This window comes from Lapillicoccus sp., assembly GCF_036559105.1.
Taxonomy (GTDB): Bacteria; Actinomycetota; Actinomycetes; order Actinomycetales; family Dermatophilaceae; genus Lapillicoccus.
Genome location: NZ_DATBTV010000053.1, coordinates 20,868 through 35,362, shown reverse-complemented (window position 1 = coordinate 35,362; position 14,495 = coordinate 20,868). Strand labels below are relative to the sequence as shown.

Genomic DNA, 14,495 nt, shown 5'->3' with positions numbered 1-14,495 from the left:
CTGTGCTGACCCTCGCCACCGCTGAAGGAGCGGCTGCCGCCGCGACCGGCGTCACGGCATACGCCTGGCTGCTCATCGTCTTCCCTGCGTTCGGTGCTCTGCTCCTGCTCGTCGGTGGCAAGCGCACCGACCGGTTCGGCCCCATCCTCGCCGTCTGCCTCTCCTGGGCGTCCTTCCTCCTCGGCGTCGTCATCATCGTCGCGATGGTCGGCCGCGACACCGCCGACCGGGCGATGGACCTGCAGCTCTACGACTGGCTGCCGGCGGGGCAGTTCCAGCTGTCGGCGGGCCTGCTCATCGACCCGTTGTCGATGACCTTCGTCATGCTCATCACCTTCGTCGGGTCGCTGATCCACGTGTACTCGTTGGGGTACATGGCCCATGACCCCGACAAGCGACGCTTCTTCGCCTATATGAACCTCTTCGTCGCGGCCATGCTGGTGCTCGTCCTCGCCGACTCGTACCTCTTTCTCTACGTCGGGTGGGAGGGCGTGGGTCTGGCCTCGTACCTGCTCATCGGGTTCTGGAACTACAACCCGGCGTTCGCGTCCGCGGCCAACAAGGCGTTCGTGGCCAACCGCGTCGGTGACGTCGGGCTCTCCGTCGCGATCATGATCATGTTCTGGCAGTTCGGGAAGGTCGACTTCGCGTCCGTCAACGCGGGCGTCGGCCAGGCCAGCCAGGGTGCGGTCACCGCCCTCGGTCTGTTCCTCCTGCTCGGTGCCTGCGGCAAGTCCGCGCAGTTCCCCCTCCAGAGCTGGCTCGGCGACGCGATGGCCGGCCCGACACCCGTCTCGGCGCTGATCCACGCGGCGACCATGGTCACCGCCGGCGTCTACCTCGTCGTCCGCAGCAACGTCATCTACAACGCCGCGCCGACCGCCCAGGTCGCCGTCGCGATCGTCGGTGCCATCACCCTGCTGTTCGGGGCGATCGTCGGCTGCGCCAAGGACGACATGAAGAAGGCCTTGGCGGCGTCGACGATGAGCCAGATCGGCTACATGATGCTGGCCGCCGGGCTCGGCCCGGTCGGCTACGCCTTCGCGATCTTCCACCTGCTCACCCACGGCTTCTTCAAGGCCGGGATGTTCCTCGGGGCCGGCTCGGTCATGCACGCCATGAACGACCAGGTCGACATGCGACGGTTCGGTGCCCTCTGGTCGGTCATCCGGATCACGGCGATCACCTTCGGCCTCGGCTACCTCGCCATCATCGGCTTCCCGTTCCTGGACGGGTTCTGGAGCAAGGACAAGATCATCGAGTCGGCGTTCACCGGCGAGGGCTGGCACCCGTGGGTGTTCGGCGGGGCCGCGCTCATCGGCGCCGCGATCACCGCGTTCTACATGTCTCGCCTCTTCTTCATGACCTTCCTGGGGAAGAAGCGCTGGACCGACGACGTGCACCCGCACGAGTCTCCACTCACGATGACCATCCCGATGATGGTGCTCGCCGTCGGCTCGGCCTTCCTCGGCCTCATCCTCGGCCCGACGAACTTCATCGCGAACTGGCTCAACCCCGTCTTCGGCATCGACGAGGCACCGGAGGAGCACCCGGTCATGGCGCCGACGGTCATCACCGTCGTGACCCTGCTCCTGGTCGCTGCCGGCGCGGCCCTGGCCTGGGTGCTCTACGTGCGCGACGAGGTCCCGAAGACGGCACCGGCCGGCAGCCTGGTCACGCAGGCCGCGCGCAAGGACCTCTATCAGGATGCCGTCAACGAGGGCCTGTTCATGCGGCCCGGCATCCACCTCACCCGCGCGCTCGTCTTCGCCGACAGCGCCGGCGTCGACGGCGCCGCGACCGGAATCGCACGGCTCATCGGCGGGACATCCGGACGCTGGCGAAAGCTGCAGAACGGGTATGCCCGCTCCTACGCCCTGACGATGCTCGTCGGAGTCGTCGTCATCCTCGGCGCCGTGTGGGTGATGCAGTGATGACGAACGTGCCCTGGCTGACCATCGTCGGCGCCATCCCGCTCGTCGGCGCCATCGTCGTCTGGCTGCTCCCGTCCGGGGTGGCCGCTCGCGCCAAGCAGGTTGCCCTCGGGTTCTCGCTGCTCACCCTGGTCGCCGGCATCCTCGCGACCGTGGCCTTCGCCGGTTCGGACTCCACCGGTCAGTTCCGGCTCGAGGAGCAGCACCAGTGGATCCCGCAGTTCGGGGTCAGCTACGCGCTCGGCGTGGACGGGATCGCACTCGCGCTGATCCTCATGTCGCTCATCCTCACGCCGATCTGCCTGCTCGCCGCATGGCGTGACCTGCCCGCCAGCGGCGAGGGACCGGACCCGCGGGAGAAGAGCTACTTCGCCCTCATGCTCGTCCTCGAGACGTTCATGGTCGGCGTGTTCGCGGCGACCGACGTGTTCCTCTTCTACGTCTTCTTCGAGGCGATGCTGATCCCGGTGTACTTCCTCATCGGGCAGTACGGCGGCCCGCGCCGGCAGTACGCCGCGGTGAAGTTCCTCGTCTTCTCGCTCGTCGGCGGCCTCATCATGCTGGCGTCGGTCATCGGCCTCTACACCCAGGGCCCCGGCGGTTCCGACGGCTTCCTCGTGGAGAACCTGACCGGGCTGAGCCTCGACCCGACGACCGGCCGGCTGCTGTTCCTGGGCTTCTTCATCGCGTTCGCCGTGAAGGCGCCAATGGTGCCGGTGCACACCTGGCTGCCGGACGCCGCCACCGAGGCCACACCGGCCACGGCCACGCTGCTCGTCGGCGTGCTCGACAAGGTCGGCACCTACGGGATGATCCGGTTCTGTCTGCAGCTGTTCCCCGAGGCCTCCCAGTGGGCCACGCCCGTGGTCATCGCCCTCGCGGTGATCTCGGTGCTGTACGGCGCGCTGCTGGCCATCGGTCAGACCGACGTCATGCGCCTGATCGCGTACACCTCGATCAGCCACTTCGGCTTCATCGTCCTCGGCATCTTCGCGATGACCTCGACCGGCTTCGCGGGCTCGACGCTCTACATGGTCAACCACGGGTTCACCACGGCGGCGCTGTTCCTCATCGCCGCGATGATGGTCAGTCGCCGTGGCAGCAAACGGATCTCCGACTTCGGTGGCTGGCAACGGGTCACACCGGTCCTCGCGGGGTCGTTCCTCGTGGCCGGTCTGTCCGGCTTGGCCCTGCCCGGGCTCGGCGCGTTCGTCGCGGAGTTCCTCACCCTGGTCGGGACGTTCCAGCGATACCCGATACCGGCGGTCATCGCGACCCTCGGCATCATCCTCGCCGCCCTCTACATCCTGCTGCTGTACAAGCGGATGGCGACCGGACCGGTCCCCAAGAGCGCTGCGGGAACCCGTGACCTGGGCAGCCGGGAGAAGTGGGTGGTGGCCCCGCTCATCGCCCTGTTCCTCGTCCTCGGCTTCTACCCGAAGCCGGCCCTCGACATGATCAACCCGGCGGTGTCGACCACGCTCGGCTACATGGGAGTCGTCGACCCGGCGCCCATCGTCCCCGTCAACGCGGAAGGGGGCGCGAAGTGAGCGCCATTGCTCTCCCCGAGCTGCCCGCGCAGTTCGTCGCGGCGACGCTCAACTACGGCGCGCTCCTGCCGCTCCTCATCGTGTTCGGGTTCGCCCTCATCGGGGTGCTCGTCGAGGCCTTCGTCCCCAAGGAGACCCGGTATGCGGTCCAGGTCGCCATCACCCTCATCGGGCTGATCGGCGCCTTCCTCGCCGTGGTGCTCGTCGCCGTGAACAACCAGACGTCCACGGCCGGGCTCGCGTCCGGCACCGGCGTCAAGGGATCGGTCGTCATCGACGGCCCGGCACTGTTCCTCCAGGGCGCGGTCCTCGTCCTGTCGTTCATGGGCGTCCTCACGATGGCCGAGCGTCTCGGCGGCGTCGGCTCCGACGCGTTCACGCCGATGGGGGCCGCAACCCCGGGCTCGGGCCAGGAGGCGCTCGCCGTGCGGGCCGGCCTGGCCACCTCCGAGGTGTTCCCGCTCGCCCTGTTCTCCATCGGCGGCATGATGCTCTTCCTCGCGGCCGGTGACCTCATCACGATGTTCGTCGCGCTCGAGGTCCTCTCGCTGCCGCTCTACATCCTCGTCGGACTGGCCCGGCGACGCCGGCTGCTCTCGCAGGAGGCGTCGCTCAAGTACTTCCTGCTCGGGTCGTTCTCCTCGGCGTTCTTCCTCTTCGGCACGGCGCTGCTGTTCGGCTACTCCGGCTCGGTCTACCTGAGCGACATCGCCGACGCGATCACCAACGGCCAGTCGATGATGAACGGCCTCCTGGTGCCGGGTGTCCTGCTAGTGGCGGTCGGCCTGCTGTTCAAGATCGGCGCCGTGCCGTTCCACGCGTGGGTGCCGGACGCCTACGAGGGCGCACCCACCCCGGTCACCGGGTGGATGGCGGCCGCGACGAAGCTCGCGGCGTTCGGTGCGATCCTGCGCGTGGTCTACGTCGGCATCGCCGGCGACCGGTGGGACTGGGCTCCGGCCGTCACCGTCGTCGCGATCCTCACGATGATCGTCGGCTCGGTGCTCTCGGTGACCCAGACCGACATCAAGCGGATGCTCGCGTACTCGTCGATCGCCCACGCCGGGTTCATCCTGGTGGGAGTCCTGGCCTTCGACCGGGGCGGCGTCAGCGGCGTGATGTTCTACCTGGTCTGCTACGGCCTGATGACCATCGCGGCGTTCGGCATCGTCGGCCTGGTCCGCGACCAGGGGAACCAGTCCGAGGCGACCCGACTCACCCAGTGGGCGGGTCTCGGCCGTCGACACCCCCTCACCGCGGCGATCTTCGCCTTCCTCCTGCTGGCCTTCGCCGGCATACCGTTGACCTCGGGGTTCACCGCGAAGTTCGCGGTGTTCGAACCGGCGCTGCGCAGCGGCGGAGCAGGCACGGTCATGGTCATCGTCGGCCTGCTGTGCAGCGCGATCACCGTCTTCGTCTACGTCCGGGTGATCGTGCTCATGTACTTCAACGACCCCCAGGGCGACACGGTCGGGGTGGTCACGCCGTCGGCGCTGACGCAGCTCGCCATCGGTGCCGGAGCCCTGCTCACCCTCGTGCTCGGCGTCGCTCCGTCGTCACTGCTGCTTCTCGCGGATAACGCATCCCAGTTCCTGAGATGACCTCACCGCCTGAGATACTGGCTGGATGAAGGCCTCACCACCCGTTCTCGCCATCCCGGGCCTCGCGCCCGACCTGGCGGCGCGGGTCCAGGACGGGCTGACCCGCGTGGACGACCTCATCCTGGCGACGGTCGACCACGAGGACCCGCTCGTCGCCCAGGCCTCGGCCCACCTCGCCGAGGCGGGTGGGAAGCGGTTCCGGCCGCTGCTCACGCTGCTCGCGTCGGAGCTCGGCACGGGAGTCTCTGACGAGGTTGTGGCGGCAGGGGCCGGGGTGGAGCTGACCCACCTCGCGTCGCTCTACCACGACGACGTCATGGACGAGGCCGAGGTGCGCCGCGGGGTACCCAGCGCCAACGCGAAGTACGACAACTCGACGGCGATCCTCGTCGGCGACCTCCTCTTCGGGAAGGCGTCCGAGCTGGTCGCGGGGCTGGGGGCCGAGGCGGTCCTCATCCAGGCGCGGGCGTTCGTGCGGCTCTGCGCCGGGCAGATCCGGGACGACCGCCCCTGCCCGCCGGGCCAGGACCCGGTCGTCTACTACCTCGGCGTGCTCCACGACAAGACCGGTTCGCTGATCTCGACCGCGGCACGCTACGGCGCGATGTTCGGCGGCAGCCCCGACGACGTCGTCGAGCTGATGGCCGCCTACGGCGAGAAGCTCGGGGTGGCGTTCCAGCTGGCCGACGACCTCATCGACATCTCCTCCGACGCCACCGAGACCGGCAAGACGCCCGGCACCGACCTGCGCGAGGGCGTCGACACCCTGGCGGTGCTCTACGCGCGTCGCGGCGCCGACCCGGCGGACGCACGGCTGCGCGAGCTGCTGGCCGGCGACCTGCGCGACGACGACCGGCACGCCGAGGCACTCGGCCTGCTGCGGGCCAACCCGGCCCTCGAGCAGGCCCGCGAGACCACCCGGGGCGTCGGCGCCGAGGCGGTGGCGCTGCTGGCCCCCCTGCCGGAGTCGGAGGCCAAGGCGGCTCTGGCCGCGCTCGTCACCTCCGTCGTCGACCGGGTCGGCTGACCAACCCGTCGTGGCGGTCCTCCTCTCGGTCAACCTCGGCCGGCTCCGGCCCCAGGCGGGCGGGCGGCGCCACCGCCTCACCGGCATCGACAAGCGCCCCACGGCCGATGCCGTCGAGGTCCGCGCGCCCGGCGGGAAGCTCACCGGGCTGGGCAGCGGCCTCGTCGGCGACGAGATCGGGGACCACGGTCACCACGGCGGCGACGAGCAAGCGGTGTATGCCTACGCGCGCGAGGAGCTCGACGACTGGGAGCAGCGGCTCGGCCGGGAGCTGCGCAACGGCACGTTCGGCGAGAACCTCACGACCCGCGGCCTGGTAGTCAGCGACGCGGTCATCGGGGAACGCTGGCAGATCGGCGACGCCGTCCTCCAGGTGACCGGACCGCGGATCCCGTGCGGCACGTTCCGTGACCAGATGGCCGAGCAGGGCTGGCTGCGGACGTTCTCGGTGACGGCCAGGTCCGGCGCCTACCTCATGGTGGTCACACCGGGCACCGTGCGCGCCGGCGACGAGGTCACCGTCGTGCACCGACCGGACCACAGCGTCACGTCCCGGCTCGCCTTCCGGGCGCTGACCCTCGAACGCGAGCTGCTGCCCGACCTGCTCGCGGCCCGCGGCGACCTGCCCGAGGAGCTGCGCGAGATGGCGGAGGCCGGCGAGACCTACCGCCTGTCCTGACCAAGCGTCATTGTCCCCGCCACGGTCGGACACCCCTCGGCTTCAGAGGTCAATGCAACAACTGACACGGCCGTCGACTTGGGGTGGCCGATCGGTCCGATGCGCCGCAAGGAGTGACACCGTTCTCAGTTGTTGCGGCCGACCGGCTCGGACCTGGCGTCCGGCTCGAAACGGGCGATCACCGCGATGCGGTCACCCCGGACGGTCAGGACGAGCAACTGCGTGACCCGCCAGGGGCCGCGGTCCGCGCGCGGCTGTGGACCGGCTGCTGGCTGTTGGCTGCCGTTCCGCGACACGGCCGGCTGACGCCCTCAGGGGGCCGGTTCGCAGACGCCGTCGTCGGCGGCGTCGCGAAGTCGACGCTGTCGCACGCCGACCAGCGAGTCGATCGTCAGCACCAGCAGGGCGACCCACACGATCCCGAACCCGACCCAGCGTTGCGTCGACATCCGCTCCCCGAGCAGCACCACGCCGCACAGCAGCTGCATCACCGGCGTGACGAACTGGAGGAGGCCGATCGTCACCAGCGGCACCCGTCGGGCTGACGAGGCGAACAGCAGCAGCGGCGCGGCGGTGACGACGCCGGACAGCACGAGCAGCGCTGTGTGCGTGGGGCCCTCGGTGGTGAAGGTCTGGGTCCCGGTGACGCCGAGCCAGATCACCAGCCCGACGGCGACCGGGGTGAGGACCGTCGTCTCGACGGCCAGGCCGTGCAGGGCGGGCAGCGTCGCCCCGAGCCGCTTCTTCAGCAACCCGTAGAGCGCGAAGGACCCCGCGAGGGCCAGGGCGATCCACGGGACGCGACCGGCGCCGAGGGACAGGTAGAGCGCGGCGACGAGGCCGACGGCGACGGCCACCCACTGCAGCGGCCGCAGTCGTTCGCGGAGCACAACGACGCCGAGAGCGACGGTGACGATCGGGTTGAGGAAGTACCCGAGGGCCGCCTCGGAGACGTTGCCCGAGACGACCGCAGCGACGTAGAGGACCCAGTTCACCGCGATGAGGACCGCGGCGACGGCGATGCCCCCGAGGAACAGCGGACGGTGCAGTAACGGCCGGATCCATGACCAGTCGCGGCGGATCATGAGCAACAGCAAGCAGAACGCGAAAGTCCACAGGATTCGGTGGGCGAGGATCTCCCAGGCTCCGGAGGGCTCCAGGGCGTGGAAGTACAGGGGGAACAGGCCCCAGAGCAGGTAGGCACTGAACCCCTGGATGACCCCTCGCCGCTGCTCGTCGAGGGGTGCCTCGTTGGTCGCCGCCGGCCGGGTGTCCGCCTGGTCGGTCACGCCTTCCCGGCTGTTCCGACCATCCACGAGTCCCGACCGGCGAGCAGGTCGGCGATGTCCTGGTCGGAGGCGGGTCCGCCCGCCCCCGAGACGGTGCCGTCGATCTGGGCGCGCACCAGGTCGTCGTAGGTGGAGCGCTCCACGTCGCGGAAGATCCCCATCGGGACGTGCGCCAGGCTCGGGTCGTCGAGGCGGGAGAGGGCGAACGCCAGGGACGGGTCGTCGGCGTGGGCGTCGTGGCGCACGATCCGGGCCGGGTCGGCCTCGTCGCGGGGCAGCACGTCGAGGCTGCCGTCGTCCCGGCGGACGACGACGTTGACCCCGGCGGCGATCTCCTCGCCATGGGTGAGATGGAGGATCCGGGCCTCACCCTCGGAGCGGTCCTTCAGCACGTCGAACACGCCGTCGTTGAAGATCGGGCAGTTCTGGTAGATCTCGACGAGCGAGGTGCCGCGGTGGGAGGTGGCGGCCCGCAGGACCTCGGTGAGGTGCTTGCGGTCGGAGTCCATGGTCCGGGCCACGAAGGTCGCGTCGGCGCCGAGAGCGAGGCTGACCGGGTTGAACGGGTGGTCCACGGAGCCCAACGGGGTCGACTTGGTGACGAGACCGACCTGCGACGTGGGGGAGTACTGCCCCTTGGTCAGACCGTAGATCTGGTTGTTGAACAACAGGATCGTGAGGTTGACGTTGCGCCGCATGGCGTGGATCAGGTGGTTGCCACCGATCGACAGCGCGTCACCGTCGCCGGTGACGACGAACACCGACAGGTCCGGTCGCGAGGTCGCGAGACCGGTGGCGATGGCCGGCGCGCGGCCGTGGATGGAGTGCATGCCGTAGGTGTCGAGGTAGTAGGGGAACCGCGACGAACAGCCGATCCCCGACACGAAGACGACGTTCTCGCGGCGCAGGCCCAGCTCCGGCAGGAAGCCCTGCACGGCGGCGAGGATGGCGTAGTCGCCGCAGCCGGGGCACCAGCGGACCTCCTGGTCGGAGGTGAAGTCCTTGCGGGTCTGCGGCGTGGCGTCCTCGGGAAGGGTGGGTACCCCGTCGAGCCCGTGGCCCGGCATACCGAGCTGGATGGCGGTCATTCGGTCACTGCCTTCTGGATGACGTCCTCGAGATCGGCGGCGCTGAACGGCAGCCCTCGCACGGACGTGTGCGACTGGATGTCGACGAGGAACGTCGCGCGCAGCAGCATCGAGAGCTGCCCGAGGTTCATCTCGGGGACGATGACGTGCCGGTATGCGGTGAGCACCTCACCGGTGTTGGACGGGAACGGGTTGAGGTGGCGTAGGTGGGCCTGCGCCACCGGGAACCCTTGGGCCCGAAGGGATCTCGCCGCAGCGGCGATGGGTCCGTAGGTCGAGCCCCAGCCGAGCACCAGGACCTCGGCGTCGCCGTCGGGGTCCTCGACCTCGAGGGGGGCGACCGTGGCGGCGATCCCGTCGATCTTCGCCGCCCGCAGCCGGGTCATCAGGTCGTGGTTGTCGGGGTCGTAGGAGATGTTGCCGGTGATGTTGGCCTTCTCGATGCCGCCGACGCGGTGCTCGAGACCCGGCGTGCCGGGAACCGCCCACGGCCGGGCCAAGGTCTCCGGGTCTCGCAGGTAGGGATGGAAGACGTCGTTGCCGTCGGCGTCGATCCCGTTGCGCTTCGTGGCGAGGCGCACCTGGAGGTCGGGCAGGTCGGCGACGTCCGGGATATGCCACGGCTCCGAGCCGTTGGCGAGGTAGCCGTCGGAGAGGATCAGGACCGGCGTCATGTAGGTGGTGGCGATGCGCACCGCCTCCAGGGCGATGGCGAAGCAGTCGGCGGGGGAGCGCGGGGCGACGATCGCGACCGGCGACTCGCCGTTGCGTCCGAACATCGCCTGCAGCAGGTCGGCCTGCTCGGTCTTGGTCGGCAGGCCGGTCGAGGGCCCGCCGCGCTGGATGTCGCAGACGACCAGGGGGAGCTCGAGCGACGTGGCCAGCCCGATGGTCTCGGCCTTGAGGGCCAACCCCGGACCCGAGGTCGTCGTCACCCCGATCGCCCCGCCGAACGCCGCACCGAGGGCCGCACCGACGCCGGCGATCTCGTCCTCCGCCTGGATCGTCGTCACGCCGAACCGCTTCAGCCCGGCCAGCGTGTGGAGGATGTCCGACGCCGGGGTGATCGGGTAGGACCCGAGGACCAGGGGGCGCCCGGCGCGGTGCGATGCCGTGACGAGCCCGTAGGCGAGGGCGACGTTCCCGGTGATGTTGCGGTAGTGGCCCTCCTTCATCGGGGCCGGCCCGACCTCGTAGCGGTGGGCGAAGTCCTCGGTCGTCTCGCCGTAGTTGAACCCGGCTCGCAGCGCCGCGAGGTTGGCCGCCAGGAGCTCGGGCTTGGCGCCGAACTTGGTGGTGAGGAACCGCTCGGTCAGGGAGATCGGCCGGGTGTAGAGCCACGAGAGCAGGCCCAGCGCGAACATGTTGGTGGAGCGTTCCTTGTCCTTGCGCGTCAGGTCGAACGGCGCGAGCGCCTCGACGGTGATCGACGTCAGCGCGAGCGCGTGCACGTGGTAGCTCTCCAGCGTGCCGTCCTCGAGGGGGTTGCTCGGGTAGCCGACCTTCGCAAGGTTGCGCTTGGAGAACTCGTCGGTGTTGGCGATGATCGTCGCGCCGCGCGGGACGTCGGCGAGGTTGGCCTTGAGGGCGGCGGGGTTCATCGCCACGAGGACGTCGGGCTCGTCGCCGGGCGTGAGCACGTCGTGGTCGGCGAAGTGGAGCTGGAAGCTCGAGACACCGGGCAGCGTCCCCTGGGGCGCGCGGATCTCGGCCGGGAAGTTGGGCAGCGTCGACAGGTCGTTGCCGAGGAGGGCCGAGTCAGTCGTGAACCGGTCGCCGGTCAGCTGCATCCCGTCACCGGAGTCGCCGGCGAAGCGGATGACGACCCGGTCGAGCTTGACGGTGTCTGGAGCGGAGGTTGTGGACATCGGGGTGGGCATTGCTGGGATCACCAGAATTCGTGGGGCACCTGGATACGGCCACGACGATGTGGCCTCTTCAGCATCGTATGTCGCTGGTGAGGATGCGCGTCGGAGGCTCCCGAGAACATCACCGCTTCGTGAGACGACAGGGTCGCTCAGCCGGTTCGACCGGACTCCGTGAAGGCCGCTCCGGTGCCCTCGACCGAGGCCAGCGCGGCGTCCACGCGACGCGCCGTGTAGTCAGCCGCCCGCGCGTGGACCTCGACCGTCGAGATGAACGCGGCCGCGCGGATCTCGCGCGCCTGCAGCACGACGCCGTCGAGGACCGACGCGGGATGGACGCCGGCGTCGAACACGAGGCACAGCGCGTCGTCCCAGCCGCCCCACGGCGGCATCCAGTCGGCGAGGACGAGCCGCCCCAACGGCAGGCTCAGCCCGAGCTCCTCCAGCACCTCGCGCGCGGCGGCCTCCCGCGGTGACTCGCGCACCTCGACGACTCCGCCCGGGAGGTCCCAGTCGTCCTTGTAGGTGGGGTGGCACATGAGGACGCGTCCCGACTCGTCGCGGACCAGCGCCTGCGCGATGACCCGCTTCCGCGGCAGGAACGAGTTGAGCAGTGCCCGGAAGCCACCCCGTTCCGACGGCGACGGATCGTCGCGCAGTCGGGCCAGCAGGGCGTAGTCGTCGGCGCCGACGTCGAGAGCCACGCGGACGACACCCTCGTTGCGCAGTCCGGCCCGGCGCGCGACCCGGACCGCAGCGACGTTCTCCGTCCCGACACGGGCCTGCACCCGGCCGAGGCCGAGCTCGCCGAACGCGTACTCGACGAGGAGGCGAACGGCACGCGTCGCATACCCCTGACCCCGCGTCGAGCTCTCCAGCGCGTAGGTGATCTCACCGGTGGACTCGCCGATGTCGCGCAGCCCCACCGAGCCCACGACCCGACCGCCAGCCTCCACCGCGAACGCGTCGCCGCTCGGGCGGAGGGTCACGACGCCGTCGGTCAGCGGGCGCTCAGCCGTCATCGGGCTCGCCGACCTCGGGGGTCTCGTGCCCGGCGCGCTCGTCGCGCTCCGCCCACTCGAGCAGCTGGTCGAGGCGGTAGGCGGTGTCGTCGATGGCCGCGTGCAGGTCGCCCTTCTCGGCGAACCGCGGAGGGACGGTGGCGATGGTGAAGTCGCCGGGCAGCACGTCGTCGATCTCGTCCCAGAGGATCGGCGTGGAGACCGTCCCGTCGGGGACGCCGCGCACCGAGTAGGCGCTGGCGATGGTGTGGTCGCGGGCGTTCTGGTTGTAGTCGACGAAGACCACGTCCGGCTCGCGGTCCTTGCGCCACCACGTCGTCGTGACGTCGCCCCCGGCCCGCCGCTCGACCTCGCGGGCGAAGGCCAAGGCCGCGCGGCGCACGTCCTGGAACCCCCACTCGGGGACGATGCGGACGTAGATGTGCAGTCCCTTGCCACCGGACGTCTTCGGAAAGCCGGTCGCGCCCAGGTCGGCCAGCACCTCCTGCGCCACATGGGCAACACGACGGACCGTGGCGAAGTCGCACTGAGGCATGGGGTCGAGGTCGATGCGCCACTCGTCCGGGACCTCGGTGTCGGCGCGCCGCGAGTTCCAGGGGTGGAACTCGACGGTCGACATCTGGACGGCCCAGATGACGCTGGCCAGCTCGGTGACGCAGAGCTCGTCGGCGGTGCGGTTCCACCGCGGGAACGTCACGCGCACCGTCTCCAGCCAGGGAGGAGCGCCGTGCGGGACCCGCTTCTGGTGGACCTTGTCGCCGGCCAGGCCCTCCGGGAAGCGGTGCATCATGCACGGCCGCTCGTAGAGGGCGCGGACGATGCCGTCGCCGACGCGGAGGTAGTAGTTGACGAGGTCGAGCTTGGTCCACCCCGTCTTCGGGAAGTAGACCCGGTCGGGGTTCGTCACCCGCACGGTGTGCGGCCCCACCTCGAGCTCGACGGCGGGAGTCGTCCCCTTCGCGGCGGCCATGGATCTCAACCTAACCGGAGCGCGGTGACGTTGCCGCGTGGAGAGTGCCCGGCCGGCGGCGGAGTCCGACGCGATCCGGGCTCAGATGGCGTCCCTCCACCCGTTGGGTCGGGTGGGCGAGGTCGACGAGGTCGCGGAGGTGGTCGCGTGGCTACTCTCGGACGGCGCCTCCTTCGTGACCGGCGCGTCATCCCGCTCGACGGCGGCCTGGTCGGCCCGCGGCGCCGACCCGGAAGAGCGGTGACCCCATCCCGCAGACCCGCACGGCATACGGTGGCGGCATGGGCGCCCTCGAGCCGCACCGCGGGGACTTCTACGCATACGAGACCCTGCTGCCGCCCGACGAGCAGGCGATGGTGCTGCGCCTGCGGACGTTCCTCGACGAGCGGGTGCGCCCGGTCGCCGACGACTACTGGGCGCGTGCGGAGTTCCCGATGGAGCTCATCCCGGGGCTGGCGGAGCTGGACATCGTCGGTGCGGCGTACGAGGGGTTCGGGGGGCGTGAGCGCGCGGCGTCGCGGCTGTTCAGCGGGTTCGTGTCGCTGGAGATGTCGCGCGTCGACCCGTCGTTCGGGACGTTCTTCGGGGTGCACGCCGGACTGGCGTTCGCGAGCATCTACCACTGCGGTTCGCCGGAGCAGCGCGAGCGCTGGCTGCCGGGAATGGCCGACCTGACGAGTATCGGGGCGTTCGCCCTGACCGAACCGGACCACGGGTCCGACATCGCCGGCGGGCTGGAGACCCGTGCCCGGCGGGTCGGTGACGGCTGGGTGCTCAACGGCAAGAAGCGCTGGATCGGGAACGCCACGTTCGCCGACCTCGTCGTGGTCTGGGCCCGCGACGTGGAGAGCGACGAGGTGCTCGGGTTCGTCGTGGAGCAGGGGACGCCGGGGTTCACCGCGACGAAGATCGAGGGCAAGTTCGCCCTGCGCAGCGTGCAGAACGCCGACATCACGCTGGAGGACGTGCACCTCGACGACGACCACCGGCTCGCCGGGGCGGGCAGCTTCAAGGACACCGCCAACGTCCTGCGCATCACCCGGGGCGGGGTGGCCTGGGGCGCCGTGGGTCTGCAGATGGGCGCGTACGAGACGGCGCTCGCTTACGTGCTGGGCCGTGAGCAGTTCGGCCAACCCCTCAGCAGCTTCCAGTTGGTGCAGGACCACCTCGCGACGATGCTCGCCAACACGACCCTGTCCCTCGGCATGGTCGTGCGCCTTGCGCAGATGCAGGACGCCGGGATCGAGGCCGACGAACACGCCGCGATGGCCAAGGCATCCGCGTCGACACTCATGCGCAAGACCGTCGGCCTGGCTCGGGAGGTCATGGGCGGTAACGGGATCGTGCTGGAGCACGGCATGGTGCGCTACTTCGCCGACGCCGAGGCGGTCTACTCCTACGAGGGCACCCGCGAGGTGAACCAGCTGCTCGTCGGCCGGGCGATCACCGGGACGGGTGCCTTCGTCTGAG

At 70.1% G+C, this 14,495-nt stretch carries 12 protein-coding genes; 7 read left to right on the top strand and 5 right to left on the bottom strand.

Annotation, left to right across the window (positions count from 1 at the left end):
• Nucleotides 1–2: 2 nt before the first annotated feature.
• The 5 genes from nuoL to VIG79_RS07285 are packed head-to-tail and all read left to right on the top strand — an operon-like array spanning nucleotide 3 to nucleotide 6,791.
• The gene (nuoL, locus tag VIG79_RS07305; protein ID WP_331884028.1) at nucleotides 3–1,934 is read left to right on the top strand and encodes an NADH-quinone oxidoreductase subunit L; all 1,932 of its coding nucleotides are present in this window, start codon (nucleotides 3–5) and stop codon (nucleotides 1,932–1,934) included.
• On the top strand, nucleotides 1,934–3,484 hold the full coding sequence (locus VIG79_RS07300) for an NADH-quinone oxidoreductase subunit M (protein WP_331884026.1): 1,551 nt from the start codon (nucleotides 1,934–1,936) through the stop codon (nucleotides 3,482–3,484). Before nuoL ends, VIG79_RS07300 begins: the two co-directional genes overlap by 1 nt.
• On the top strand, nucleotides 3,481–5,085 hold the full coding sequence (gene nuoN / locus VIG79_RS07295; protein WP_331884024.1) for an NADH-quinone oxidoreductase subunit NuoN: 1,605 nt from the start codon (nucleotides 3,481–3,483) through the stop codon (nucleotides 5,083–5,085). Before VIG79_RS07300 ends, nuoN begins: the two co-directional genes overlap by 4 nt.
• A gap of 25 nt (nucleotides 5,086–5,110) precedes the next feature.
• A complete protein-coding gene (locus VIG79_RS07290; protein WP_331884022.1) occupies nucleotides 5,111–6,112 on the top strand; it encodes a polyprenyl synthetase family protein in 1,002 nt (333 codons plus the stop codon).
• A 10-nt stretch (nucleotides 6,113–6,122) separates the two neighbouring features.
• Entirely contained in the window at nucleotides 6,123–6,791 is a 669-nt protein-coding gene (locus VIG79_RS07285) for an MOSC domain-containing protein (protein WP_331884019.1), read from the top strand.
• A 311-nt stretch (nucleotides 6,792–7,102) separates the two neighbouring features.
• Here VIG79_RS07285 and rarD read toward each other — a convergent pair whose 3' ends face one another.
• The 5 genes from rarD to ligD all read right to left on the bottom strand — a co-directional run bounded on the left by rarD (nucleotide 7,103) and on the right by ligD (nucleotide 13,025).
• Nucleotides 7,103–8,080: an EamA family transporter RarD gene (gene rarD, locus VIG79_RS07280; RefSeq protein WP_331884017.1), complete on the bottom strand. Its 978-nt coding sequence runs from the start codon at nucleotides 8,078–8,080 to the stop codon at nucleotides 7,103–7,105.
• A complete protein-coding gene (locus VIG79_RS07275) occupies nucleotides 8,077–9,168 on the bottom strand; it encodes a 2-oxoacid:ferredoxin oxidoreductase subunit beta (protein WP_331884015.1) in 1,092 nt (363 codons plus the stop codon). The genes rarD and VIG79_RS07275 overlap by 4 nt, the downstream gene beginning before the upstream one ends.
• Nucleotides 9,165–11,036, bottom strand: coding sequence for a 2-oxoacid:acceptor oxidoreductase subunit alpha (locus VIG79_RS07270; protein ID WP_331884012.1), 1,872 nt, complete (start codon nucleotides 11,034–11,036; stop codon nucleotides 9,165–9,167). The genes VIG79_RS07275 and VIG79_RS07270 overlap by 4 nt, the downstream gene beginning before the upstream one ends.
• 149 nt (nucleotides 11,037–11,185) lie before the next feature.
• Nucleotides 11,186–12,055 carry an NUDIX hydrolase gene (locus tag VIG79_RS07265; RefSeq protein ID WP_331884009.1) on the bottom strand — a complete coding sequence of 290 codons (870 nt, stop codon included), beginning with the start codon at nucleotides 12,053–12,055 and terminating at the stop codon, nucleotides 11,186–11,188.
• Nucleotides 12,045–13,025: a non-homologous end-joining DNA ligase gene (ligD, locus tag VIG79_RS07260; RefSeq protein WP_331884007.1), complete on the bottom strand. Its 981-nt coding sequence runs from the start codon at nucleotides 13,023–13,025 to the stop codon at nucleotides 12,045–12,047. The genes VIG79_RS07265 and ligD overlap by 11 nt, the downstream gene beginning before the upstream one ends.
• Nucleotides 13,026–13,062: 37 nt before the next feature.
• Between ligD and VIG79_RS07255 the strand changes: the two genes are divergently transcribed.
• Together VIG79_RS07255 and VIG79_RS07250 are read left to right on the top strand one after the other, a co-directional pair.
• Nucleotides 13,063–13,269, top strand: a complete 207-nt coding sequence (locus VIG79_RS07255) for an SDR family oxidoreductase (protein WP_331884004.1) — start codon at nucleotides 13,063–13,065, stop codon at nucleotides 13,267–13,269.
• Nucleotides 13,270–13,306: 37 nt separating this feature from the next.
• Complete coding sequence (locus tag VIG79_RS07250; protein ID WP_331884001.1) at nucleotides 13,307–14,494, top strand: acyl-CoA dehydrogenase family protein; 1,188 nt, start codon at nucleotides 13,307–13,309, stop codon at nucleotides 14,492–14,494.
• The last annotated feature ends 1 nt before the right edge of the window (nucleotide 14,495 follow it).